Source organism: Labrys okinawensis, from assembly GCF_002982075.1.
Lineage (GTDB): Bacteria > Pseudomonadota > Alphaproteobacteria > Rhizobiales > Labraceae > Labrys > Labrys okinawensis_A.
Map to the genome: position 1 here is coordinate 675,922 of NZ_PUEJ01000003.1, position 25,894 is coordinate 701,815.

Genomic DNA, 25,894 nt, shown 5'->3' on the forward strand with positions numbered 1-25,894 from the left:
TTGGCGCCATGGTCCTGGCGCCTCTGGCGCATCGTCGGCTTCCATCCCATATGGAGTGCCTATGAGGAGAGCCTGTATGCTGCGTCAATTCTGCCTCGGCCTTGCCGCCCTTGGCCTTGCCTTCATGGCGCCGGTGACGTCCAAGGCCCAGGAGCCCGACCTGATCTTCCGCAAATCGACGGTATGGAAGTTCCTGACTCCGGACGACAAGCTTGCCGTCTACGGCATCGACGATCCCGATGTCGAAGGGGTCGCCTGCCACTTCACCGTGCCGGAGAAGGGCGGTCTGAAGGGCATGTTCGGGGTGGCGGAGGAGGTGTCCGACGTCTCCCTTGCCTGCCGCCAGGTCGGGCCGATCAAGTTCAAGGAAAAATTCGAGCAGGGCGCCCTGGTCTATCGCCAGTCCCGCTCGCTGTTCTTCAAGAAGATGCAGGTGGTGCGCGGCTGCGACGCCAAGCGCAATGTGCTGGTCTATCTGGTCTACACCGACAAGCTGATCGAGGGGTCTCCGAAGAACTCGACCTCCTCGGTGCCGGTGATGCCCTGGGCCGGCGAGCCGCCCCAGAAATGTGCGGATTTCGTCACGGACTGAGGGCGGGACCCGGCAGTACCGTCGCCCGCATCCTCATTCCCGCAAGTGTCCACGCCTCGCGGGTGATCACTTCTCGCAGGTGATCACCACGGCGTGCGGCTGAGCGGCAGCGGCGACCTGCGTCGGCGCGTTGATGGCGCCCGTGATGTCGGTTTCGGTCTGGCGGCGGAAGGCGACGGCCTTGGCATAGCCGTTGGCGACACACCATTCGCTGGCGATCGGCTGGCCGCAGGGAGCGCCGCTTTCCAGGCAGGTATCGACGCCATAGCCATCGTCGGCATTGACGACGAAGGAGGCCACGTTCTGGGCGGAGGCGGGGCTGGCGAAGGCCAGGCAAGCCGCGATGAAGGAGAGGGTACGCAGGTTCATCGAAATCACACATGTGAACGGGGACTGCCCCGTTCGGATAGCGGAGCCTGCCTATCATCGCTGTGCGTTTTTAAACATACGTAAATCTGCGTGTTTAATTTTTGGCGAAACTCTGTTGCCTGGGTGCATCACTCCGGCACCGGAGGAGGGGGCGGGATCTTGCTCCATCATTCGATCGAGCCGCTGGAAGCGGTGTGTCGTCCTTTTCTCGCGCGGCTTGACAACGCTGGCCGCATGGCACATTGCTCCCGCCATGACAAAGACGGCCATCCTTTCGCGGATTATTTGCAGCTAGCAGACACGCTGGCTGGCGCCGTCATTCGCCCAAAATCTTGAGCGCAGGACGCCCCCGGCCAGCCGAGGTGGGGAACTCATGGTTATCAGGCTCTACGATACCCGTACGCGCGCCAAGGTCGATTTCACGCCGATCGATCCCGATCGGGTGCGTATGTATGTCTGCGGCCCGACCGTCTACGACTTTGCCCATATCGGCAATGCCCGGCCGATCATCGTCTTCGACCTACTGTTCCGCCTGCTGCGTCACGTCTATGGCGCGGAACACGTCAGCTATGCGCGCAACATCACCGACGTCGACGACAAGATCAACGAGCGCGCGGCCGAGCGCGGCATCACCATCCGTGAACTGACTAACGGCACGCTCGCCCAGTTCCATCGCGACATCCGGGAGCTCGGCGTGCTGATGCCCGATCAGGTCAACCAGCCGGGACAGCCGCCGCAGATGGTCGAGCCGCGCGCGACCGATCATATCGAGGAGATGAAGGCCATCATCGAGCGCCTGGTGGCGCGCGGTGTCGCCTATGTCGCCGAAGAACATGTGCTGTTCTCCGTGCATGCCATGGAGAAGCTCGCGACAGTACCGCGCTATGGCGCGCTTGCCCGCCGCTCGCTCGACGAGATGCTGGCCGGTGCCCGGGTCGACGTCGCGCCGTATAAACGCGACGCCATGGATTTCGTGCTGTGGAAGCCCTCGCATGGCAATCAGCCCGGCTGGCCGAGCCCCTCGGGAATCGCCACGCCCGGCCGCCCGGGCTGGCATATCGAGTGCTCGGCCATGTCGATGGCCACGCTGCTCACCCCCTATGGCGGCGGCATCGGCTGCGACGACCCGGCCCGCAACGTCTTCGACATCCATGGCGGCGGCATCGATCTCGTCTTCCCGCACCACGAGAACGAGATCGCCCAGAGCTGCTGCGCCTTCGGCACGCCGGTGATGGCCAATATCTGGATGCATAATGGCTTCCTGCAGGTCGAGAGCGAGAAGATGTCGAAGAGCCTCGGCAACTTCATCACCATTCGCGAATTGCTCGGCACCGACCGCTTCGGTGGGCGCGCCTGGCATGGCGACGTGCTGCGGCTCGCCATGCTGCGTACGCACTACCGCCAGCCGATCGATTGGACCCTGCAGGCCTTGAACGAGGCCCAGCAGACCCTGCTGCGCTGGTATGAGGACGCGCCGGCGGGCGGAAGCGTCGATGCCGGCGTGATCGAAGCGCTGTCGGACGATCTCAACACGCCGGCCATGCTGGCGCGCCTGCACCAGATCGCCGATCCGGCCAACCGGGCGGCGACGCTCGCCTTTCTGGGCTTCAGCAACGATGCAGCCGCCCTGAAGGGGGACACCCATGTCAGCGAAGGCCTGAGGCTTGAGGTCGAGGCGCTGCTATCAGCCCGCAAGGTGGCGCGTGCCGAGAAGAACTGGCCGGAGTCGGATCGCATCCGCGACGAGCTCGCCCGGCTGAACATCGCCGTCAAGGACAACAAGGACGGCACCACCAGCTGGGAGGTCAAGCTCTGATGGCCAAGTCGACGTCGAATCCCGCGATGCCCAAACCGGGGCTGCGCCCCTTCCTGCCCGCCGATGCGCCGATTCTGGCCGAGATCTTCCGCGCCAGCATTCACGAATTGACGGGCGAGGACTATTCCGAAAGCCAGCAGGAGGCCTGGGCCGAAGCCGCCGAGGACGAAGAAGCCTGGACCAAGCGGCTGGCCGGCTGCCTGACCATCGTGGCGACGGTCGGCGGCTCGCCGGTCGGCTTCATCGCGCTGAAAGGCAAGGACTTGGTCGATCTGCTCTACGTCCATCCTGCGGTTGCCGGGCAGGGCGTGGCCTCGACGCTCTATGGCGCCATCGAGCAACTCGCCAAGGCCCGCGGCGCCACCCAGCTGACCGTGGATGCCAGCGACACCGCCCGTGACTTTTTCCAAAGGCAGGGTTTCGTGCCCCAGCAGCGCAACACCGTGTCGCGCGGCGACGAATGGCTCGGCAACACCACCATGAAGAAAGCGCTCGCGGCTCCGCCCGATGCGACCCGGCAATGACGCGCGATCGGCTCTATCTCTTCGATACCACCTTGCGTGACGGGGCCCAGACCACGGGCGTCGACTTTTCCCTCGCCGACAAGCAGGCGATCGCCCGCCTGCTCGACGATCTCGGTGTCGACTATGTCGAGGGCGGCTATCCCGGTGCCAATCCGCTCGACACGCAGTTCTTCAGCCAGCCGAACGGCCTCAAGGCGAAGTTCACCGCCTTCGGCATGACCAAGCGGGCGGGGCGCTCGGCTGCCAATGACCCCGGTGTTGCCGGCCTCCTCGATGCGCAGGCGGATGCGATCTGCTTCGTGGCCAAGAGCTGGGATCACCAGGTCCGCATGGCGCTGGGCATCAGCCTGGAAGAGAACCTCGATTCGATCCGCGACAGCGTCGCCACCGCCAAGGAGCGCGGCCGCGAAGTGCTTGTCGACTGCGAGCATTTCTTCGACGGCTACAAGGCCAATCCCGATTATGCGCTCGCCTGCGCCCGCACGGCTTACGAGGCCGGCGCGCGCTGGGTGGTGCTGTGCGATACCAATGGCGGCACCCTGCCGCATGAGGTGGAGCGCATCGTTGGCGAAGTGGTCGAGACGATCCCGGGCAGCCATCTCGGCATCCATGCCCACAATGACACCGAGCAGGCCGTTGCCAATTCGCTGGCGGCTGTCAGGGCGGGCGTGCGCCAGATCCAGGGCACGCTGAACGGGCTCGGCGAGCGCTGCGGCAATGCCAATCTCACCTCGCTGATCCCGACGCTCCTGCTCAAGCCTGCTTATGCCGAGCGCTTCGAGATCGGGGTGGATGCAGCCAGGCTGGAGAATCTCACGCGCATCTCGCGCAAGCTCGACGAGCTGCTCAACCGCATGCCCGACCATCATGCGCCCTATGTCGGCTCCTCGGCCTTCGCCACCAAGGCCGGCATCCATGCCTCGGCGGTGATGAAGGATCCGTCGACCTATGAGCATGTGCCCCCCGAGAGCGTGGGCAACCGGCGCAAATTGCTGGTCTCGGACCAGGCCGGCAAGTCGAATATCCTGGCTGAACTGGAACGCCTGGGCCTGGCCATCGACAAGGACGATCCCCGTCTGTCGCGTCTCCTCGGCGCGCTGAAGGACAAGGAAGCGCAGGGCTATGCCTATGAGGGGGCGGACGCTTCCTTCTTCCTCCTGGCCAAGCGCATCCTCGGCAGCGTGCCCGAGTTCTTCTTCGTCGAGCGCTTCAGCGTCAATGTCGAGCGGCGCTGGAACGAGCGCGGCGAACTCGGCGTGTTCTCCGAGGCGATCGTCAAGGTCAAGGTCGGGGCCGAGGAGCTGATCTCGGCGGCCGAGGGGCATGGCCCGGTGAATGCCCTGGATACGGCGCTGCGCAAGGATCTGGGCAAATACCAGTCGGTCATCGAGGACCTGAAGCTGATCGACTACAAGGTGCGTGTCTTCCAGGGCGGCACCGATGCGGTGACCCGGGTGCTCATCGAATTCCAGGACGCCGGCGGCGACCGCTGGGCCACGGTCGGCGTCTCCGACAACATCATCGACGCCTCGTTCCAGGCGCTGGTGGATTCGATGACCTACAAGCTGCTCAAGGCCGGCGCGGAGGTGTGAAGAGTGAGTGCCGACCTGGAAGTCGACACTCCCTCGTTCAGCGCCGGATCGCCTCGGCGTTGATATCGATGCGCACCACGTCACCGATCAGCGGTATGAAGGCCTTCATGCCGAAATCCGAGCGCCGGATGGTCGTGGTTGCCGTGAAGCCGGCGACCACGCGGTTGTTGCGCAACGGATCTGGCGCGATGCGATTGAAGGTGGTTCGCAGCGTCACTGGCTTGGAGATCCCGAGCAGCGTCAGCTCTCCGCTGAGATCGGCGCTGCGCGGGCCTCGGCGCTTCACCTTCGTGGTCCGGAAGGTGAGTGTCTGATGACGAGCGATGTCGAAGAACTCGCTCGACCTCAGATCTTCGTCGCGTGAAGGTATTCCGGTATCGACGCTCGAGGCTTCGATCGTCGCCTCGACCAGGCTCTGCTCGGGATGCGCCTCATCGAGCGTGAGCACGCCCTTCAACTGGCGGAAACTGCCCGTGACGGTGGAATAGCCGAGATGGTCGATATGGAAGACCGTCTGGGTATGGTCGGGATCGAGATCGTAGAGATCGCCTGCCGAGGCGGCAGAGGAGAGCCCGGCGCTGCAAAGCAGCACCGCGACAGTCACCTGGAAAGACCGCTTCATTGTCTCGCTCATGCCCCCGGCTTGGAAAAACGCGAGGCATGAACACTTGAGGGGGCGGTCCTATTCGATCGCGCCCCCGCTAGAGCAAAGTGCGATTTCTCCGAAACCCACTTTGCTCTCTAATTCCTTGTTTTGACACGTTTTCTTAATCGAAAAGTCTATCAACTTTTCTGGAAAACGCTCAAGGCGGCGTCAGAGCGTCTCTGGAGCGACGTTCATCGCCATTTCTGCTCGAGAAATCTTCTCGATCGCGGCCGTGATCATCGGCACGACCTCTTCGGGCGTGTTGGCCACCAGCACGTCGACGGCGGTCTCGGGCCGGATGAAGCCTTCCTCGCGCATGTGGTCGAGAATGTCGAGGAACCGCGTCCAGAAGCCGTCGATATTGACCAGCACGATCGGCTTCTTGTGCTGGCCGAGCTGGGCCCAGGTGAGCTGCTCGACCAGTTCCTCCAGGGTGCCGACGCCGCCGGGAAGAGCGACGAAGGCGTCGGCCCGCTCGAACATCAGGCGCTTGCGCTCATGCATGTCCTTGGTGACGATGAGTTCCTCGACCTCGGTGAGCATGCGCTCGCGCCGCTGCAGGAAGGTGGGAATGATGCCGGTGACCTGGCCGCCATTCTCGATGACGGCACGAGCGACCGTGCCCATCAAGCCGACATTGCCGCCGCCATAGACGAGGCGGATGCCGCCGGCCGCCATGTCCCGGCCGAGGCGCTCGGCGCCGGCGACATATTCGGGACGGGTGCCATTGCTGGAGCCGCAATAGACGCAAATCGAACGAAGCTTTGTCATGCCCCCGGTTTCGCACTGCGGCAGGGGCGGGGTCAAGTTGCTTTGCCGTGCGTGCCCGCGATGGTACTCAGAGGCGGCTTCGAAGACATGCCCATCTGAAGCAAACTTGGCGAAGCAGGGGGGCAAGGCCCTGGAATCGATCGGACGAGATCCTTGTCGTCTCGGGCGTCACAGGGCCGGCGGAGATCGGGCCGATGTTAAAAAGCAAGGCTTGTCCGGATCGTGGTGAACAGAAGGTCTTGCCAGCGAGGCTCATCGTCAGGTCAGGATCAGGCAGGCCGCCGAGGCGTTGCGCACGATGAGAATGCGCATGGCCTTGGATTTGACGTGCGTTCGCGCCTCCGTTTGGCCGGCTTGCAATGGTAGGGTCGCATAAAGGATGACAAGGCAAAGAGCAGATACGAACAGCGCCGCTCGTTTTATGAAGCCTTCCATCTCTGCCTGGTTCGATGAAGAATATCGTGCATTCTTGGTTTTCATCACAATTCTGCGGCAATGGCGCTGCAGTCCGGTGAGACCGGTGCCTGGCGGAGGTGATACGGTTGCAGGTGAAGTAAACCGGCGCGATACTTTGTTTGTCCGACATCTTGGCGGCGCGGCCTTTCGTCTTGCGGGCAGAGCCGGTAAGTAGAATTAGATGGAACGATGCGCGTTCTTGCATCGGGAGTAGAAGATGGCTGTAGGCTGGAAGAGTCTGGCTGGAATAGTGGGTGCTGCGAGCGTTGTCAGCGTCGGTACGCTATACAGCGTGCTGGTGCGCGAGCCTGCCCGGTCGCCGTCGCCAACGGGCGGCGACAGCAAGCCGGCGGTCACCACCAATCCTCCTGCCGACACGGCACAAAAACCGGCACCGACCGGCGATCAGGCGGCCGACAAGCCGGGATCGAGCGCTTCGCAGGCTTCCAAGACGGCCGGGGGCAATCCCGGGGCGGCCAAGACCGAACCGGCGAAGAGTGCGGAGGCCGGAGCCCAGATGGCCAAGCCCGATCCAGGGAAGCCTGATTCCGGCAAGGCCAATGTGGCCCAATCCGAGGTAGCCAAGACCGAAGCCGCCAAACCCCAGCCGCCCAAGCCCGAGGCGCCGGCGCCGGATGCGGCCAAGGGCCAGATTGCTCCGACCTTCGACATTGCCCGCATCGAACCGGCCGGCGGTGCGGTGATTGCCGGGCGGGCCGCCTCCGGCGCCACGGTGGAATTGCTGCGCAACGGCAATCCCTATGCCCGCGTCGTCGCCGATATCAATGGAACCTGGGCGATCACGCCGCCGGCCCTGCCCAAGGGCCCCTGTGAACTGACCCTGCGCACCACCTCGCCGGACGGGAAGATAACCTTGTCCGAGCAGACCCTCTCCGTTCGCGTTCCCGAAAAGCCGGGCGAAGAGGTGGTGGTCGTGCTCAACACGCCCGACCAGCCTTCCAAGGTGCTGACCGATGCGGCGCAGCCGCCAAGCAAGGCGCCCGAGACGCCGGCAACTCCATCCCCGGCCGGAGAGACGGCATCTGCCGAGGCGGACAAGGCGTCCTCGCGGGCCAATGTCTCGATCCGGACCGTCGAGGCGGATGAGATGGGCCGCTTCTTCGTAACGGGCCGGGCCGAGCCGGGCGCTGCCCTGCGCATCTATCTCAACGACACGCTGGTGACCGGTGTGACGGCTGCCAAAGACGGTACCTTCGGCATGACCATCGAAAAGGGCATGCAGCCGGGCAATTATCGGGTCCGCGTCGACGATGTCGCCGCTGGAAACGGGCAGGTGCTGACACGGGCCGAAGTGCCGTTCGCCATGATCGACAAGGCGCCCGCAGCCTCGGCTCCCGCCGTGGTGGCGGCGATCGCGACCCCGTCGCGTCCGGCGGGCAGCCCTGGCGGCCAACCGGCTGCGACGCCGCCCCAGGGGGCGACCACGCCCTCTGCCGCGGCGTCCGGAGCCGCCACCCCGACGCCGGATAAACCGGCCTCTGGCGAACCGACCCCCGGCGGCAAGCCGCAGCCCGCTGCGGCATCGGCACCGGCCCAGGGAACCTCTCCGGCAACCGCTCCCGGCTCGCCGGCAACGGCAACCACGGAAACCGCGTCGACGCCGGCACAGGCGGAAATCGCGCCGCCGGCGTCCGGTAACGCAACGGCACCCAGGTCCGCCACGACGCCAGCGGCCTCCAATCCCGGGACGCCTGCGACAGCACCGGTGCAGACCAGCGAGGCCAAGCCGGCCCAGCCGTCACCGCCGCCCTCGGTGGCGGTAATCCCAGAGATCCGCACCACGACCATCGTGCAGGGCGACAATCTCTGGCGGATTTCACGCAAGGTCTATGGCCAGGGCATCCGCTATACCTGGATCTACGACGCCAACACCGATCAGATCCGCAATCCCAATCTGATCTATCCGGGGCAGATCTTCGTCATGCCGGAAAAGAAAGCACCTTGAGCCGAGCCGGCCGCGGATCTGGTTCGGGGCCGGGCAAGGCGAGATTTCGGTGCAGGGCGCTTGCGGTCACGGCAATCCGAACTTAACTACGCAACGTCATCGAGAGCAAAGCGCGTTCATGCCCGGGCGCTTTTTGCTCTGACTTTTGTTTCGACGCGTCTTTGCGATTCGAGGCGATTTCGTCAAATCGCAAAACGCTTTGGAAAACTCTTGATGCCGGCGTTCTCCGCTCGCCGGCCGAAAGTCCGTTCATGCCTTCCGCCGACCCTTCCGCCGCTCCCAAGCGCGTCAGCGCCGACCAGGGGGCCTTTCTCCAGACCATGGAGCATTTGTGGCCCTATATGTGGCCACAGGACCGCGCGGACCTGCGCATGCGTGTGATCTGGGCCTTCGTGCTCTTGCTGCTCACCAAGCTCATCACCCTGGTCGTGCCCTATACGCTGAAATGGGCGACCGACGGGCTGGCAGCCATCGGCGGCGGCCGTGAGCTCACCGGCCATACGCTGGCGGTGATGCTGGCTGCCGTGCCGCTCACCATGCTGGTGGCCTATGGCGTCGCGCGGATCCTGATGACCGCGATCTCGCAGTGGAAGGATGGGCTGTTCGCCGCCGTGTTCATGTATGCGGTGCGGCGGCTGGCGATCGAGACCTTCGAGCACATTCACAATCTCAGCCTGCGCTATCATCTCGAGCGTAAGACGGGCGGCCTTTCGCGCGTGATCGACCGCGGGCGCACCGGCATCGAGAACATCGTCCGTTTCGCCACCATCAACATTCTGCCGACCATCGTGGAGCTGGCCCTCTACCTGGTCATGCTGGTGCTGCAGTTCGACTGGCGCTACGCGCTGATCGTGCTGGTCACCACGGCTGTCTATGTCTGGTTCACCATCAAGGCGACCGAGTGGCGCATCTCGATCCGCCGCGAGATGAACGATTCCGACACCGACGCCAACCAGAAGGCGATCGACAGCCTGCTCAACTACGAGACAGTCAAATATTTCTCCAATGAGGAGCGCGAACTCGCCCGCTACGACAGGGCGATGGCGTCCTACGAGCAGTCGGCGATCCGGACCTATATCACCCTGACCTGGCTCAATATCGGCCAGGGCGTCATCTTCATGGCAGGCATGCTGGCTTCACTGCTGCTGGCGGGCCTGGGCGTCTATCACGGCGTCAACACCGTCGGCGATATCGCCTTGCTCAACGTGATGTGGCTGCAGCTCGCCACGCCCTTGAACTTCCTCGGCTTTGCCTATCGCGAGATCAAGCAGGGCATCACCGATATCGAGACCATGTTCGAACTGCTCGACAAGGATGCCGAGGTGAAGGACCGGGCGGGCGCCCAGCCGCTCGAGGTGCGCGAGGGCCGCGTGACCTTCGAGAATGTGGTGTTCAGTTACGACCCGGACCGGCCGATTCTGCAGGGACTTTCCTTCGACGTGCCGGCGGGCCGCACGGTAGCGATCGTCGGGCCCTCCGGCGCCGGCAAATCGACCATCTCGCGCCTGCTGTTCCGCTTCTACGACGTCAATGGCGGGCGCGTGCTGATCGATGGCCAGGACGTGCGCGAGGTCACCCAGAAATCGCTGCGCGCCGCCATTGGCATGGTGCCGCAGGATACCGTGCTGTTCAACGACACCATCCGCTATAACATCCGCTATGGCCGCTGGGACGCGACCGATGCCGAAGTGGAGGAGGCAGCGCGGCTTGCCCAGATCGATACTTTCATCCGGCGCATGCCCAAGGGCTATGAAACGGAAGTCGGTGAACGCGGTCTGAAATTGTCGGGCGGCGAGAAGCAGCGCGTCGCCATCGCGCGCACCATCCTGAAGGGACCGCCGGTGCTGGTGCTGGACGAGGCGACCTCGGCCCTCGACAGCTACACCGAAATGGAGATCCAGGCCGCGCTCGAGCGCATTTCGGAGAACCGCACCACGCTGGTGATCGCCCATCGTCTCTCGACGGTGGTGAACGCCGACGAGATCATCGTGCTCGACAAGGGCGTGATCGTCGAGCGCGGCAATCATGAGGAATTGCTGGCTCAGGGCGGGGTCTATGCCGGCATGTGGAACCGCCAGCGCGAGGCCGACGAAGCGCGCGAGAAGCTCCAGCGTACCCAGGACGATGCCTCGCCGGCCGCCGATTATCGTGACGCGTTGGCGGGGTGAATTGTCGTGCCGAGCGTAGCGCAACGCGCGGTGTTGCGCTGCGGAAATGAGACATCGGATATCATGGCGAGATCGACAAAACGGTAGGGCTCGGTATCGCCCCAGTTCAGCCCCGGTTCATCTTGTACGCTGCTTACTCGCCCGGGCTGGGTGCTCGGGGCGTATCGCCCTTCGTCTTGCGTTACAGGAAGCTCTTCATGTCGACCCGACGCCGTTTTCTCGCTGGAGCTGCCGCCGCCGGCGCCACCATGCTTGCCGCTCCCGCTCTGTCGCAGAACCTGATCGAATGGCGGATGGTGACGGCATGGCCGAAGGGCCTGCCGGGAGCGGGCACCGGGGCGCAACGCCTTGCCGACCGGATCGGCGTACTCACTCAAGGCCAGCTCACCATCAAGCTCTATGCGGCCGGCGAACTGGTGCCGGGGGACCAGAACATGGCGGCGGTGATGTCGGGCGAGGCGGAGATGTCGCATGACATGTCGGCCTATTATCTTTCCAAGTCACCCGCCTTCGCCTTCTTTTCCGCCATTCCCTTCGGCCTGATCGCCCAGGAATTCGATGCCTGGCTCTATGCCGGCGGGGGCCGGGCGCTATGGGACGAGTTGGGCGGGCAGTTCGGCATCAAGGCCTTTGCGGCCGGCAACACCGGTGCGCGCCTCGGCGGCTGGTTCCGGCGGGAGATCAACGCGGTCTCCGATCTCAGGGGCTTGCGCTTCCGCATCGGCGGCCTGGCCGGCCAGGCTCTCGCCAAGCTCGGCGTTCAGCAGATGCTGATGCCCGGTTCCCAGATCCTGCCCAAACTCCAGGCCGAGGAACTGGATGCGGCCGAGTTCATGGGGCCGGTCAACGATCTCAGCTTCGGTTTCCAGAATGCCGCCAGGTTCTGCTATTGGCCCGGGTTCCAGGAGCCCTGTGCGGCGCTGCAGCTCCAGGTCAACCGCGCCAAATTCGACGAATTGCCGGCAACGCACAAAGTGGCGATCGAGGTCGCCTGCGCCGAGGAAAATGCGCGCTCTCTGGCCGAATATGGCGCGCGCGCGCCGGCGGCAATCGCCCAGGCGGTGACGCAGCAGGGCGTCGTTCTCAAGCAATTCCCCGACGAGGTGTTTCAGGCCTTCGGCACGGCCAGTGGCCAGGTGCTGAACGAGATCATCGAAAATGGCGACGAGTTCACGCGCCGCCTCGCGGCCTCCTATTTCGGCTTCCGCCAGCAGACCCTGTTGTGGACGCGTATTGGCGACCAGGGATACGCAAATATGCGCTTGCTGGCCTACGACTATCCCAAAGGGAGCTGACCCCTTTCCTTGTCCGATCTTGGGGGAAGGGGCTTGCATCCCGGCCAATTCCCGCCCGCGTTTTGGAGCGAAGCGCCGAATTGGAGAGAGGCGTGCCTTACAGCGATAGTTTTTACCATTTGTATACGATTGGTATGACGTAAAGTTATTATCTTGCCGATTGTCAGCATGCCTTCGAAGTTTTTGCTGGAAGTTCTGTAGAAAAATATCTCCCAATTACCTTTGAATGCAAATATGCGCCGCGCAGTGAAAATTCACTGCCCAAGTATATGAGGAATGTTCAAACTTTGTAGCGTGACCTAACGGATAAGTTTAGTTGCGCGATATGATTGATTGTGCGGTTAACTGTTTATTCATGATGATATACGGTGGTGGGTTGATCGGAAGAGGTCATTTGGCGTAAGGTTCACCTCCGGGGCGGCGCCCTCGTATCGGGGTTTGGTGGGGGCGCTGGTCTATGGCGTGGGGCGATCGACAAGCGATGAGGGGGCTCAGCAGGCTCGAAAGCCTGATGCCGGCGCGCCAGCGTCTGGCCAAGGGGCTGGCCCTGTCGGTGGCCGTCGCGGCGCTCATTGCCGGGGCGAAGCCCCAGCCCGCCGAGGCATTCAAGCTCTTCGGCTACAATTTCTTCGGATCGGACGAGAAGCCGGTTTCGCCTGACGCCCAGACCTACAAGATCGAGGTGGTGATCGCGGGCGGGGACAAGGATATCAAGTCCGCGGTCGAGGGAGCATCTTCCCTCTATAGCGGCAAGGACGAGACGCCGCCGCCGAGCACGCCCGCCTTCCTCTCCAAGGCGCGTACCGAATATGATCGCATTCTCGGCACGCTCTATGCGAATGCACGCTACGGCGCCTCGATCTCGATCCTGGTCAACGGGCGCAGGCTCGAGGACATTCCCGTCGACGCCACCTTGCCGCATCCGGTCCCGGTGGTGATCAACGTCAACCCCGGTCCCGTCTTCACCTTCGGCCGGATCAGGATGGAGAACAGGGCGCCGCACAGCCCGATCGACGACATTCCCAAGACCAAGACGCCCGAGCGTCTCGGCCTCGAGCCCGGCCATCAGGCCAATTCGGACATCGTCCTGTCGGCGGAGCAGGCGATGATCGATGCCTGGCGGCGTCAGGGCTACCCCAAGGCCAAGGCCCTGCCGCGCGTGATCACCGCCGACCACGTCAACCACAAGCTCGATGTCACGCTGGCGGTCGAGCCGGGCCGTCTGGCCCATTATGGACGCATGACCGTCGATGGCACCAAGGATATGAATCCGGCCTTCGTCGCGCGCCAGACCGGGCTTCGGCCCGGCGATCAATACGATCCGGCCGAGATCGAACTGGCCAAGCGCCGGCTGCAACGCCTGCAGGTGTTCTCCACCACCAGCATCGTGGAGGGCGATGCCATCGCGGCCGACAGCACGATGCCGCTGATGGTCACCGTCTCGGAACGCCCGCTGCACGTCTTCGGGGCCGGTGCGGAATATTCCACGACCGACGGCATCGGCCTCAACGGCTATTGGGAGCACCGCAATTTGTTCGGGGAGGCCGAGCGCCTGCGCTTCGATGCCACCGTGGCGGGAATCGATTCGACCGATCCGACCAAATTCACCTATTCCGGCGGCGTGACCTTCGTGAAGCCGGGGATCTTCGACCCCTTCACGGATCTCACGGCGCAGTTGCTGGCCAAGCGCGAGGTCTATGATCCCTATTCGCAGAACACCTTCCGTGCGCGGGTCGGGCTCGCCCATGAGTTTTCCGAGCAGTTGACCGGCAAGATCGCGGTGAACGGGGAGTATGACCAGGTCGAGGACTTCTACGGCAAGCGCAATCTCCTGCTGTTCAGTCTTCCCGGCGAACTTGCCTACGACACCACCGACGACAAGCTCGAGCCGACGCGCGGCTATCGCCTGAAGGGCGCGCTCGAACCGTTCTATGAAGCCAAGTTCGGCAATTTCGGTGCGGTGACCCGTATCGACGGCTCAGCCTATTTCTCCTTCGATGCAATGGGGCGCTATGTGCTGGCCGGCCGGGTTGCGGTCGGCTCTGTCGTCGGGGCGCCCGCCGACGAATTGCCCGGCGATCGCATGTTCTATGCGGGCGGCGGCGGCTCGGTACGCGGCTATGATTTCCGCAGCCTCGGCCCCAAGCTCGACAATGGGTTCGTCGTGGGCGGCCGCTCCCTGTTGGAGGGCTCGCTCGAAATGCGCATCAAGGTGACCGACAGCATCGGCATCGTTCCCTTCGTCGATGCCGGCAGCGCCTTCTCCAGCGCCTATCCATCCTTCGACGAGGACATTAAAATCGGCGCCGGCATCGGCCTGCGCTATTATACCAGCCTCGGGGCGATCCGCGTCGATATTGCCAGGGGTCTCACGCCCGTGAAGGGCTTCGTCATCGAGGATGGCAAGGTCAAGAAGAAGAACACGCCGCCTTTCGCCCTTTATATCGGACTGGGGGAGAGCTTCTGATGCGGCGCCGGATCATTCTCTTCACGGCTGTCGCGATCGTGGCCGTGCCGCTCGGCCTGAGGGCGCTGGCGCCGGCACGGGCCGATGATGCCAGCGACAAGTCCTGGTTCATCACCTATGTCGAGGACACCATCTCGACGCCCGACCAGAAGATCTCTCTCGGGCAGATCGATGGCGCCCTGTCATCGGATGTGAGGATCTCGTCCATCACCATCGCCGACCGTCAAGGCGTGTGGCTGACCATCAAGGACGCGCATCTGGTCTGGAGCCGGCTCGCTCTGATGAGCAAGAAGCTCGATGTCGACCTCCTGGAAGCCGGATCGATCGAGATCACCCGCAAGCCCAATCCGCCCCAGGGCGTGCAGCCGGCGGCGAGCGAGGGCGGCTTCTCCCTGCCCGAACTGCCGGTCTCGGTGAAGCTCGGCAAGCTTGCCGTGCCCGTCGTCAAGCTCTCGGCTGCCCTGGCCGGCGAGGATACGGTATTCGATGTCGGCGGCAATGCTCTGCTGGCTGATGGCAAGCTGCATTCGGAATTGCTGATCAAGCGCACGCAGCCGGCCGGCGGCGATCTGACGTTCACCGCCGATTTCGACAATGCCACCAAGCAATTGGGCCTCAATCTTTCGCTGCAGGAACCACATGGCGGCTTCCTGAGCAGCATGCTGAAGGTGCCCGGCCAGCCGCCGCTCGGTTTCACGATCGTGGGTTCCGGGCCGCTCGACAACTTCGCCGCCGACATCGCCCTCTCGGCCGACGGCAACAAGCTGTTCGGCGGCAAGGCAACGCTTGCCCAGGGCGCGAACGGGGTCACCTTCAAGGCCGATCTCGGGGGCAATCTGGAACGGCTCGTCGATCCGGCCTATGCCGATTTCGTCCGCGGCCAGTCTGCCCTTTCGATCGAAGGCGGCCAGGCCGCGGGCGGTGGCTATGAGCTCAAGCATGCCACCGTCAAATCCGGCGTGCTCGACCTCGCCTTGTCGGGTGCGCTTTCCCCCGACGCCTTTCCAACCAGGCTCAAGCTGGACGGCAAATTCGGCGCCGAGGATGGCCACGACATCCTGCTGCCGGGCGGCAATGCCCGCATCAAGGGGATGACCCTGGCGGCCCAATTCGGCGATGGCGGCTGGACCGCGAATTTCGATCTGCAGAAGCTGGCCGCCGGGACGGTAGCCGCCGAGAGCGCCACCATCAAGGCCGGCGGTGACGCCCAGAACCTGGCCGATCCGCAAAAACGCAGCCTCACCTTCAAGGTGGACGGGCGAGGCGACAAGCTCAGTTCGTCCGATGCAGGCCTTGCCAAGGCGCTCGGCAGCAGTCTCGGCCTCACCGCGGCCGGCAGGTGGCAGGCGGGGCAGCCGGTGGTGGTCGACGGCGTGCGCCTGGCGGCGAATGCTTTCCAGGCCGGCTTCACGGGCGTCGTCGGCAGCAAGATGAGCGGCATCTACTCGCTGGCCACGCCCGACATCTCGGTATTCTCCGGCCTGGCAGGGCGCGAATTGCGCGGCAAGGCCGACCTCACCGCCAAGGGGGACGTCGCTCTGGCCGGTGGCGGTCTCGCGCTTACCTTCGAGGGCAAGGCCAGCGACATCGTGCTTGGCGATCCGCGCCTCGATGCCGTGCTTAAGGGAGCGACCGATCTGAGGGGCGGCGTCCGGCGCGATACCGCAGGCCTGCACTTCGACCAGGTCACCCTCGGCAACCCGCAGTTCAACGCCTCGGCCGATGGCCTCTATGGCGCGAAGGCGATGGATTTCAAGGCGGCGGCCAGCCTCTCCGACATCAAGCTGGTGACGGACCGTGCTTCCGGTGCGGTGGAGGTGACTGCGAGCCTGAAGGGAAGTGCCGAGAAGCCGGACGTCGTCGCCGACCTCACGGCGCCCAGGCTCATGCTTCAGGGCAAGCCGTTCACCGACGGCAAGGCCAATTTCACCGGCAGCGTCGCCGGACCGGCCGTCAATGGCGTTTTCTCGCTCGCCGGCCAGCTCGACCGTATGCCCGTGAAGGCGCGGGCGACGATCGCCACGCTGCCGGACGGAACGCACCAGATCAACGGCCTGAATGTCGGCGCCGGCGCAGCCCAGCTCGCGGGCGATCTGGCCGTGGCCCCGAGCGGGCGCGCGAGCGGCCGGCTCAATGCCGCGATCCCGGACATGGCGGCGATCGCGCCGCTCCTGCTCGTCAAGGCATCGGGTTCGCTCACCGCCGATATCGGCCTCTCGGTCGACGGCACCAAGCAGAATGCCGCGATCAAGGCGCAAGCGAAGGCGCTCAAGGTCGAAGCCAACAGCATCGGCTCCGCCACGATCGATCTGACCGGTCGGGATCTCACCGGCGTACCTGCACTCGAGGGCACGCTCAACGCGGCCAATGTCCAGGCCGGTTCCTTCATCCTCAGCCAGTTGCAGGCTACCGCCAAGTCGGAAGGCGAGAACGCCACCGCGTTCCAGCTGCAAGGCACCATGCCGAAGGGCAAGCTCGCGCTTGCGGGCGCGGTGAAGCCGGCCGGCGACGGGCTCGATGCCCGGCTCGACAAGCTCGACGTCTCGCAGCAGGGCATCTCCGCTTCCTTGCAGTCGCCCGTCACCATCGCTAGCCGCAAGAGCGGGGTCACCATACCCAAGGCCGTGCTCAGGATCGGGCAAGGCGGTGTCGTGTCCGTCGACGGCAAGGTCGGCGAGACCCTGGCGATGAATATCGTCGTCGGCCAATTGCCGCTGTCGCTCGCCAATATCGCTTCGCCCGGTCTCGGCGCCACGGGCACGCTGTCGGCCAATGTGAAGCTTTCCGGCAAGCCTGCCGATCCGGCGGCGGAGTTCGACGTGAAGGGCAGCGGCCTCAGCGTCGCCGCCGCCAAGGGATTCGGCATCCCGGCCCTGCAGCTCGCCGCCAATGGCCGGTACGCAGGCAAGGCCGTCACCATCGGCAATGCCAGCCTGACGGGAGCGGGGGGGCTGTCGGTCACCGCGCGCGGCCATGTGCCCTTGCAGGGATCGGGCCTTTCCGTCGACGTGCAGGCCTCGGCGCCGCTCGCTCTGGCCAATGGTGCCCTGCGCGACCGCGGCGGGCGCGCCACCGGTACGCTCACCCTCAATGCCAAGGCGGGCGGATCGATCTCGGCTCCGGCCGTGTCCGGCCAGGCGGTGATCGCCGGCGGCACGGTGACCGATCCCGAGACCGGCATGAAGCTGACGGGGATCGGCAGCACCATCCGCTTCGACCGCGACCGGGCGACCATCGCCCAGTTCACCGCGACGACCCAGGGGGGCGGCACGATCGGCGTCAGCGGTTCGGTCGGCTTGAAGCCCGATTTCGCCGCCGACCTGAAGATCACGGCCCGCAACGCCAAGCTCACCGACGGCAATCTGGCGACGGCGATCGTCTCCAGCGACATCACGGTGCGAGGCCCCTTGATGGCGAGACCGGTCATCGGTGGCCGCATCGACATTCAGCGTGCCGAGATCACCATTCCCGAGCGCTTTGCCGCCAATGCGGCCATGCTCGGCGTCAGGCATCTCAAGCCGCCGCGTGAGGTGACCCAGACCCTGGCGAAGGCGAAGGAAACCGCGGCAGCCGGCAAGCCCAGGAAGGGCAAGGCCGCTTCCGGTCCCAATGTGGTGCTCGACCTGACCATCGATGCGCCCGCCCGCATCTTCGTGCGCGGCCGCGGCATCGATGCCGAACTCGGCGGGCAGATGGCGCTGAAGGGTTCGGTCGCTGCCATATCGCCGGTGGGTTTTCTGGAGATGCGCCGCGGTTCGCTCGACGTCATCGGCCAGCACATCGTGTTCGATAGTGGTAAGGTGACCCTGGTCGGCGATCTCGATCCCAATATCGATTTCGTCGCCTCCACCCGCAGCAGCGCGATCACGGTGACGGTGCGGGTGACGGGGCGCGCCTCCGATCCGCAGATCGTGCTCTCCTCGGTGCCCCAGCTGCCGCAGGACGAGGTGATGGCCCGCTTCCTGTTCGGCCGCAGCATCCAGGACCTCTCGCCCCTGCAGCTTGCCCAGCTCGCCACCGCCGTGGCCCAGCTCGCCGGCGGCCCCTCCGGTCCCGGCCTGCTCGACAGCATCCGCAAGTCGACCGGCCTCGACAATCTCGGCGTGGTCACCGATTCGAGCGGCAATGCGGCCGTGCAGGCCGGCACCTATATCGGCGACAAGATCTATCTGGGCGTGACCTCGGGCGTGGGCGGCCAGACCGACGCTACCATCAATCTCGATGTCACCAGGAACCTCAAGCTGCGCGGCCAGGCCGGTACCGAAGGCTCAAAGGGCGGCATCTACTACGAACGCGAATATTGAGGCGGAATTTCCGCTTTTCCAATCATGCGGTTGGAGTGTTTCCGTCCCCGCCGGCGCGCGACACTGCGGCGAGCAGCATACAAAGGTATGATTGTTGGGGAGTGGGCAAGATCCTATGATCGCGGCGCTTCTTTGGAAATGGAAGCTGGAGGCCCGGGTCTTTAATCAGACAGCCCCCCAGCCCTAAGCCGGGCCTCCCATTTTCCCAGCCTTTCGGCCCTCCATCATATAGGGGCAAGCGCTTCTCAGCTCTTCGAACTGAGAGATCTGGTCTCTTGCAACGCTGATCGACAAGTCGATCGACCTTCCGAAAAGGCGTCAGCGGCCGCCTGCAACGCGCAGGATCGAGGCGGTGACATAGCTCGCAGCGTCCGACAACAGATAGAGCGTCGCATCGGCGATCTCTTCGGCGGTGCCGATGCGCTGCATCGGAATGCTCGGCCTGATGCGTTCCACACGCCCGGCGTCGCCCGTGCTGCGGGCATGGATCTCAGTGTCGACCATGCCGGGCTGGATGGCGTTGACGCGAACGCCCTCGGTGGCGAGCTCCCGGGCAAGACCATAGGTCAGCCCGTCGATCGCCGCCTTGGATGCGGCGTACCAGACATATTCGCCCGGCGAGCCCAAGGTGGCCGCGGCGGACGACATGTTGACGATGGCCCCGCCCAGGCCGCCCAGCCGGGTCGAAAGCCGCCTGGCCGCCTCACGCGCCACCAGGATGGCGCCGGTGACGTTGACGTCGATCGTCTCGCGGATGATGGCCGGGTCGGTATCGGCGAGCCGCCCGGATTTGCCGGTGATGCCGGCATTGTTGACCAGATGGGTCAGCCTGCCGAAATCGTCGACCGCCGCGAACAGGGCCGCGATGTCGTCTTCCCTGGCCATGTCCCCGGCACGGGCCAGCACGCGTGCCCCGGCAAGGCGGGCGGCCTGCGCCACGGCTTCGGCCGCGGCATGGTCGCTGCGATAGTTGATGACGAGGTCGTAGCCGGCTTGGGCAGCCTTGAGCGAAATGGCGGCACCGATGCCGCGGCTTCCGCCGGTGACGAGAAGGAGAGGGCGCTGCGACATGGAAAACTCCCGCCTGTGATCGGCCTTGGCTGGCTGAAGGGATGGATGTGATTTGATCGGTCAGAGAGCTGAGACGTCTCCCCGTTCGATGGGTACGGCCTCGCGGATCACCCATTCCGCAATTCCCTCGATATCGTCGAGCTCGAAGCGCGGCATCGGGAAGGGGCCGGGTGCGTCCGTGGCGATAGCGCGAATATAGGGATCGCCGGGATAGATGTAATCCTTGTCGGTCGCCGTGCGATGCACCTCGATCTTGGGATGCGGATCGCTCTTGAAGCCTTCGACGATCACGAGGTCGACCGGCGACAATCGCCGGAGGAGCTCGGCGAGGGGAGGCTCGGGAGCACCGCGTAGTTCATGCATCAGGGCGAAACGATGGGCGGAGGCGACCAGCACTTCCTGGGCGCCCGATTCACGATGAATGTAGGAATCCTTGCCCGGCTTGTCGACATCGAAGGCGTGGTGGGCGTGCTTGATGGTCGACACCGTCAGCCCGCGCTGGAGCAGGGCCGGAATCAGGGCGGCAATCAGGGTCGTCTTGCCGGCGCCGCTCCAGCCCGACAGCCCCATCAGCCGCATCATGGCGCCGGCCCCTTGCGAATATGGTGCGCCGTGAAGCCCTGCTCCTCACTGCGCCCTTCATAGATGTCGCCGGTTTCACGCGCCAGATTGGGCAAGTCGATCGCAGCCATCGGATCGGTGCATTCGAGGACGAGGCGTTCGCCGGGCGCCAGGCGCGCCAGCTCCTTCTGCGCCCGCAGCACGGGCAGCGGGCATTTGAGGCCGCGCAGATCGATGCGCAGGGCCGGATCGGTCGCCGAGGGCGAGGTCGGATGAGCGGACATATCTCCGCTCTAGCGAGCCGGAGGCTGGCATACAACCATTCTGCGTCGTCGCGACGCATTCTCCCCCTTCACCTCCGCAGAAATCAGGATACGTCGCTTGGGAGCTTGCTCCAAACGGTGTCGGCGTGGAACATCCCCGGGGCGGCGGTCCGGTGATCCTCGACCGTCATCGATCGTGGCAAGGCGAGGCAGCGTCGTTGAACCAGGACATGCAGAAGACAGAGAGCGCCGTCATGGGTGTGATTCTCGCCGGCGGCCTGTCGCGCCGCATGGGAGGTGGCGACAAGGGGCTGTCCTTTCTGGACGGGCGGACGATCCTCGAGCGCATCGCCGCGCGCCTGCGCCCGCAAGTGGCGGCTCTGTTTCTCAATGCCAATGGCGACGCCCGGCGCTTCAAAGCGCTGGGCCTTTCCATCCTGCCGGATGGCGTGCCGGATTTCCCGGGGCCGCTGGCCGGTGTGCTCGCCGGTCTCGATCATGCCGCGCAGGCGGGTTTCGACGAGGTGGCCGTGGTGCCTTGCGACGCGCCCTTCCTGCCGGCAGACCTCGTCACCAGACTGCGGGCCGGCACGCAGGCGGGGAGGGGCGCCGTGGCCGTTTCCGCCGGCCGGCGCCATCCGACCGCGGCGCTCTGGCCGGTTCATCTGCGCACCGCCCTGCGTAAGGCCCTGGTCGAGGAGGATCAGCGCCGGGTCGAAACCTTCCTTCGCCGGCACGATTTCGCCGAGGTGGTTTGGCCGGCCGAGCCCTTCGACCCCTTTGCCAATGTCAACGATCCCGGCGGCATGGCGGAGGCGGAGGCCCTGCTCGCGCATTTTCCGGCTGCCTGACCATCCGACCAGCCCGAAGGCATACCAATGCCCCCATCTGGCCTTAATTCCGCGCCGATGATAGAAGCGCGGCAATTGCCAGTGCGTCTTGCGATTTGACGGCCTTCCGGAAAGCGCAAAGACGCATCGAAATCCGTAGGATACCAAACATTTGCAGAGCTTCCGGCAATGCCCATGAAAGGGGTTCGCCGGAAACTCCGCCCCAGGAGTTGCCGCCATTTCCACTGAGGCTCAGAACGCTGTCCGCGCCATGCCGTTGCTGCGGCGCCTGTTCTCCGACGAAGGAAGCAAGCATACCCGCGCCTATGGCGTGGCGATCGCTGCCGGAGCTATCGAAGCATCGATGGGAGGGCTGGTGGCCTGGTTGATCGGCCCCGTCATCCGCGCCATGTGGGACAAGCAGAGCATGGGGCAGATCGCAGGCTTTGCCCTGATGGTCGTCGTGGTCTTCCTGGTCCGTGGCGCGGCTGCCTATACCAAGGACACAGTGCTCGCCCGCATCGGCAACTCCATCATCGCCAGCGTGCAGCAGCGGCTGTTCGATCATGTCGTCAAGCAGGATATGGCCTACTTTACCGCGCGGCATTCCACCGAAATGGTGGCCTCGAATACTTTCGTGGCCAATTCCTCGCGTATCGCCTCCAATCTTCTGGTCACCTCGATTTCCAACGTGCTCCAGGTCGGAGCGCTGATCGCCGTGATGATCATGCGCGATCCGTTGCTGGCCCTGTCCGCCCTCGTGGTGATGCCGCCCGCCGTGCTCGGCATCCGCTATATCACCAAGCGAATCCGGCGTGTGGTGAAGCGGCAATATCAGAGCACCGCGCAGATCACCGGCATCATCCAGGAAACCTCGCAGGGGATCCGGGTGGTCAAGTCCTTCGGCATGGAGCAGGCCATGCGGGCCCGCATGGCAGCCGGGGTGGCCGAAGCCCAGGCTGCGGCCAACAAGATGGCGGGTCTCGGCAATCGCTCGGGCCCGATCATGGAGACCATGGCCGGCTTTGCCGTTGCGGCGGTCATCGTCTATGGCGGCTGGCGTATCACCGCCGGCCAGCTCACCGTCGACGAGCTGATCTCGTTCCTGTTCGCCTTCCTCACGGCCTATGCGCCGTCCAAGGCGCTTGCCCGCGTCAATGTCGACCTGAATGCCGCCGTCGCCGGCGTGAGCATGTTTTACGACATCATCGATCAGCCGGCGCGGGAGGGGGCGGGCGAGAGCAAGAAGCCCTCTTTCGTCAACAAGGGTGGCCATATCGTCTTCGATCACGTGAGCTTCGGCTACAAGCAGGACGAGCCTGTGCTCAACGATCTGTCCCTGGTCGCCGAAGCCGGCAAGACGACCGCTCTGGTCGGTCCCTCCGGCGGGGGCAAGTCGACCGTTCTCAACCTGATCCTGCGTTTCTATGAACCGGGAGCGGGCACGATCCGCATCGACGAGCAGGATATCGCGTCGGTATCCGTGGCCAGCCTGCGCAGCGCCATGGCCTATGTCGGCCAGGACGTATTCCTGTTTGCCGGCACCATCCGGGAGAATATCGCCTTCGGGCGGCCGGGCGCCTCGCAGGAGGCGATCGAGGCGGCGGCCAAAGCCGCCCATGCCCATGACTTCATCGTGGATTTCGACCGGGAATACGACACCGAAGTCGGCGAGCGCGGCCTGCAGCTTTCCGGCGGCCAGCGTGCCCGCATCGCGATCGCACGCGCCATCCTGCGCGATGCCTCGATCATCCTCCTGGACGAGGCCACCGCCGCGCTCGACTCGCAATCCGAGCAGGCCGTCCAGAATGCTCTCGACGATCTGTGCGCCGGGCGCACCGTCGTGGTGATCGCCCACCGGCTGCAGACCATCCAGGAAGCCGACAAGATCTGCGTGATCGATGCCGGCCGGCTGGTCGAAGAGGGCAGCCATGAGGAACTGCTCGCCAGGGCAGGGCGCTATGCCGCCCTCCATGCCGTGCAGTTCCGCGACGAGCCCCAGCTCCTGCCTATCTGAAAAGGTTTTGTTCCGTGAAATCCGTTGCTCTCTTCGATCTCGACGGCACTTTGGTCGATGCCGATCATCTGCATTACGAGGCCTGGCGCGAGATGGTGGCGCCGCACGGGATCGAGCTTTCCCTCGACACTTATGTCTCCGAGATCATGGGCCAGCCAAACAGCCTGCTCGCCAGGAACTTCCTGAAGGATCTCGACGAGGATGTCGCCCTCAAGCTCGTCGATGAAAAGGAGGCGATGTTCCGCAGCCTCTTCGTCGGGCTGAAGCCGGCGAAGGGACTGACGGATTTTCTCGACTGGCTGGAAAAGAACGGGGTGCCGGTCGGCGTCGTCACCAATGCGCCGCGGGACAATGCGGAGCATCAGCTGGTCAATCTGGGCCTGGTGGAACGTTTCCCGACCGTGGTGATCGGCGCCGAAGTTGCCAATCCCAAGCCCCATCCCGATCCCTACCTCGTCGGCCTGGAACGCCTGCAGGGACGGGCCGCTTCCAGCCTGGCCTTCGAGGATTCGCGCTCGGGCATCACCGCCGGCAGGGCAGCGGGCCTTGCGGTGATCGGTCTTGCCACCAGCATGAGCGAAGAGGCGTTGCTGGCCGCCGGGGTGGAACTGGCGATTGCCGATTATGAGGATCCGCGCCTCCGGCCCTTCGCGGCAGCCCGGCTCGGTATCGCCTGATGGCACCGGTGACCTGAATTCCCCTTGCCTGCCGGATTCCTCTGCGTAAGCTTTCCTCGATTCGAGAGCGTTGATCGCGGTGCTGAAGCGGAAGCTGCATGACTCTCACACTGGCAAAGGTTGAGGAGCTTGCACCCGATCAAGGCTCGATCGATGCTGCCCGCAAATTGCTGAAGCCCTCGCTCTGGCCCACCATTGCCCAGGACGGGCAGGCCTTGATCTGGGGAGAATGCCAGGGTTCGGGGTCGCTGCCCTATCGTGTCGTCGTCTCGGAAGTCGATCTCGCCTACAAATGCAGCTGTCCCAGCCGTAAATTTCCCTGCAAGCACACACTCGCCTTGATGTGGATGCGGGCAGACGGCAAGTCCTTCGGCACGGCCGAACGCCCCGGCTGGGTGGCCGAATGGTTGTCCCGCCGCCGCCCGTCCAGTGGTGCCCGACCGGCAGCCCTGCCGGCAGAAGACAAGCCAAGAGCCTCGCTCCACGCAGCGCCGGTCGAAGAGGAGGTGCCGGACCCCAAGGCGCTGGCCCGGGCCGCGGCTCAACGCGAGCGCCTGCGCCAGGAGCGCGAAGCCTCGGTCCTCGCCGGGCTCGACGACCTCGATCGCTGGCTCCAGGATCAGGTCGAGCGCGGCCTTGCCGCCTTTCAGGGCATGGCCGTCGATCAATGCCGCTTGCTGGCGCGGCGCCTCATCGACGCCAAGGCTCATGGCCTTGCCGCCCGGGTCGAGCAGTTGCCGGCGGCTCTTTTCGCCATGCCGGATGAGGAACGCGGCGACTTTCTGGTACAGCGGCTCGGGGAACTCTTCCTAATCGCCGAGGCCTATCGTCGCCAGGCCGGCCTGCCGCCGGCGCTTGCAGCCGATGTTCGCCTCGCGGTTGGCTGGACCATGACCAAGGAGGCCCTGTTCGCCGATCCCGACGCGCTTCGGCAGCGCGGCCGCTGGATGGTGTTGGCGACCGTCAATGAAGTTCAGCCCGACAAGCTCCGGCGGCTCGAAACCTGGTTTGGCCGTGTCGATGGCGGGGAAGGACCGCGCTTTGCCCTGATGGTCGATTTCATCCCTGTTTCTGTCGGCAATACCGGTACGGTCTATGCGCCGGGAGAGTGTCTCGAGGCGGAGATGCTGTTCTATCCTTCGCCCGTGCCGCTGCGGGCCATCATCGCCGAGCAGGCGGGTCGCACGGAGAGGATCGAGGCCTGGCAACCGCCGGCCGACGATCTGCCGGCCGCGATGGAGGATTATGAGGCGCATTTGGCCCGCAAACCCTGGCTCGGCGATTGGCCGATCGCGGCGCGTGAAGCCGTCGTCGTGCGGATGCCGGGAGGTGCCGTACTCGCCACCCTGCAAGGCGATATGGCATTTCCGCTTCGAGCCGGCCCGGGTGACGACGCTCTCGAGGCCCTGGCCGGAATCGCCTGCAGCGCCGTCTTCGGTATCTGGGATGGCCACCGCCTCGAGTTGAAACTCGCCGAGACGCCGCTCGGGCGCTGGATCGCAGGATAGG

20 protein-coding genes are annotated in these 25,894 nt (G+C 64.7%); 13 read left to right on the forward strand and 7 right to left on the reverse strand.

The features are described from left to right. Positions 1-124 precede the first annotated feature (124 nt). On the forward strand, positions 125-592 hold the full coding sequence (locus C5L14_RS10140) for a CreA family protein (protein ID WP_245196700.1): 468 nt from the start codon (positions 125-127) through the stop codon (positions 590-592). A gap of 66 nt (positions 593-658) precedes the next feature. Here the strand turns inward: C5L14_RS10140 and C5L14_RS10145 are convergent, their stop codons facing one another. Next, complete coding sequence (locus tag C5L14_RS10145) at positions 659-961, reverse strand: hypothetical protein (RefSeq protein ID WP_105861892.1); 303 nt, start codon at positions 959-961, stop codon at positions 659-661. A gap of 373 nt (positions 962-1,334) precedes the next feature. Between C5L14_RS10145 and cysS the strand changes: the two genes are divergently transcribed. From cysS to cimA, 3 genes are read left to right on the forward strand one after another with little or no spacing between them, the layout of a single operon-like run. Further along, entirely contained in the window at positions 1,335-2,777 is a 1,443-nt protein-coding gene (gene cysS, locus C5L14_RS10150) for a cysteine--tRNA ligase (RefSeq protein WP_105861893.1), read from the forward strand. Then, the gene (locus C5L14_RS10155; protein WP_245443329.1) at positions 2,777-3,301 is read left to right on the forward strand and encodes a GNAT family N-acetyltransferase; all 525 of its coding nucleotides are present in this window, start codon (positions 2,777-2,779) and stop codon (positions 3,299-3,301) included. Before cysS ends, C5L14_RS10155 begins: the two co-directional genes overlap by 1 nt. Continuing rightward, on the forward strand, positions 3,298-4,893 hold the full coding sequence (gene cimA, locus C5L14_RS10160) for a citramalate synthase (RefSeq protein WP_105861894.1): 1,596 nt from the start codon (positions 3,298-3,300) through the stop codon (positions 4,891-4,893). The genes C5L14_RS10155 and cimA overlap by 4 nt, the downstream gene beginning before the upstream one ends. A gap of 37 nt (positions 4,894-4,930) precedes the next feature. On the opposite strand, the gene C5L14_RS10165 is transcribed toward cimA, so the two are convergent. The 3 genes from C5L14_RS10165 to C5L14_RS29960 all read right to left on the reverse strand — a co-directional run bounded on the left by C5L14_RS10165 (position 4,931) and on the right by C5L14_RS29960 (position 6,790). Then, positions 4,931-5,515: a YceI family protein gene (locus C5L14_RS10165; protein ID WP_181161105.1), complete on the reverse strand. Its 585-nt coding sequence runs from the start codon at positions 5,513-5,515 to the stop codon at positions 4,931-4,933. A gap of 192 nt (positions 5,516-5,707) precedes the next feature. Next, positions 5,708-6,310: a TIGR00730 family Rossman fold protein gene (locus tag C5L14_RS10170; protein ID WP_105861896.1), complete on the reverse strand. Its 603-nt coding sequence runs from the start codon at positions 6,308-6,310 to the stop codon at positions 5,708-5,710. A 258-nt stretch (positions 6,311-6,568) separates the two neighbouring features. Next, a complete protein-coding gene (locus C5L14_RS29960) occupies positions 6,569-6,790 on the reverse strand; it encodes a hypothetical protein (RefSeq protein ID WP_146126879.1) in 222 nt (73 codons plus the stop codon). 193 nt (positions 6,791-6,983) lie between these two features. On the opposite strand from C5L14_RS29960, the gene C5L14_RS30545 reads away from it, so the two are divergent. From C5L14_RS30545 to C5L14_RS10195, 5 genes are all read left to right on the forward strand, one after another. Next, on the forward strand, positions 6,984-8,732 hold the full coding sequence (locus C5L14_RS30545; RefSeq protein WP_245443330.1) for a LysM peptidoglycan-binding domain-containing protein: 1,749 nt from the start codon (positions 6,984-6,986) through the stop codon (positions 8,730-8,732). A 251-nt stretch (positions 8,733-8,983) separates the two neighbouring features. Further along, positions 8,984-10,900 carry an ABCB family ABC transporter ATP-binding protein/permease gene (locus tag C5L14_RS10180; protein WP_105861897.1) on the forward strand — a complete coding sequence of 639 codons (1,917 nt, stop codon included), beginning with the start codon at positions 8,984-8,986 and terminating at the stop codon, positions 10,898-10,900. A gap of 197 nt (positions 10,901-11,097) precedes the next feature. Continuing rightward, entirely contained in the window at positions 11,098-12,195 is a 1,098-nt protein-coding gene (locus C5L14_RS10185; protein ID WP_105861898.1) for a TRAP transporter substrate-binding protein, read from the forward strand. A gap of 481 nt (positions 12,196-12,676) precedes the next feature. Then, on the forward strand, positions 12,677-14,662 hold the full coding sequence (locus C5L14_RS10190) for an autotransporter assembly complex protein TamA (protein ID WP_181161106.1): 1,986 nt from the start codon (positions 12,677-12,679) through the stop codon (positions 14,660-14,662). Beyond that, positions 14,662-18,966, forward strand: a complete 4,305-nt coding sequence (locus C5L14_RS10195; protein ID WP_105861900.1) for a translocation/assembly module TamB domain-containing protein — start codon at positions 14,662-14,664, stop codon at positions 18,964-18,966. Before C5L14_RS10190 ends, C5L14_RS10195 begins: the two co-directional genes overlap by 1 nt. A gap of 318 nt (positions 18,967-19,284) precedes the next feature. On the opposite strand, the gene C5L14_RS10200 is transcribed toward C5L14_RS10195, so the two are convergent. From C5L14_RS10200 to C5L14_RS10210, 3 genes are read right to left on the reverse strand one after another with little or no spacing between them, the layout of a single operon-like run. After that, the gene (locus C5L14_RS10200; protein ID WP_105861901.1) at positions 19,285-20,037 is read right to left on the reverse strand and encodes an SDR family oxidoreductase; all 753 of its coding nucleotides are present in this window, start codon (positions 20,035-20,037) and stop codon (positions 19,285-19,287) included. Positions 20,038-20,097: 60 nt separating this feature from the next. Further along, positions 20,098-20,616: a molybdopterin-guanine dinucleotide biosynthesis protein B gene (gene mobB, locus C5L14_RS10205; protein WP_105861995.1), complete on the reverse strand. Its 519-nt coding sequence runs from the start codon at positions 20,614-20,616 to the stop codon at positions 20,098-20,100. Further along, positions 20,616-20,882: a sulfurtransferase TusA family protein gene (locus C5L14_RS10210; RefSeq protein WP_105861902.1), complete on the reverse strand. Its 267-nt coding sequence runs from the start codon at positions 20,880-20,882 to the stop codon at positions 20,616-20,618. The genes mobB and C5L14_RS10210 overlap by 1 nt, the downstream gene beginning before the upstream one ends. 209 nt (positions 20,883-21,091) lie before the next feature. Between C5L14_RS10210 and mobA the strand changes: the two genes are divergently transcribed. The 4 genes from mobA to C5L14_RS10230 all read left to right on the forward strand — a co-directional run bounded on the left by mobA (position 21,092) and on the right by C5L14_RS10230 (position 25,893). Continuing rightward, positions 21,092-21,712, forward strand: coding sequence for a molybdenum cofactor guanylyltransferase MobA (gene mobA, locus C5L14_RS10215; protein ID WP_105861903.1), 621 nt, complete (start codon positions 21,092-21,094; stop codon positions 21,710-21,712). A gap of 250 nt (positions 21,713-21,962) precedes the next feature. Then, entirely contained in the window at positions 21,963-23,708 is a 1,746-nt protein-coding gene (locus tag C5L14_RS10220) for an ABC transporter ATP-binding protein (protein ID WP_105861904.1), read from the forward strand. Between the two features lie 14 nt (positions 23,709-23,722). Further along, positions 23,723-24,385: an HAD family hydrolase gene (locus tag C5L14_RS10225; protein WP_105861905.1), complete on the forward strand. Its 663-nt coding sequence runs from the start codon at positions 23,723-23,725 to the stop codon at positions 24,383-24,385. Positions 24,386-24,483: 98 nt separating this feature from the next. Beyond that, positions 24,484-25,893, forward strand: coding sequence for an SWIM zinc finger family protein (locus tag C5L14_RS10230; protein ID WP_105861906.1), 1,410 nt, complete (start codon positions 24,484-24,486; stop codon positions 25,891-25,893). Position 25,894 lies beyond the last annotated feature (1 nt).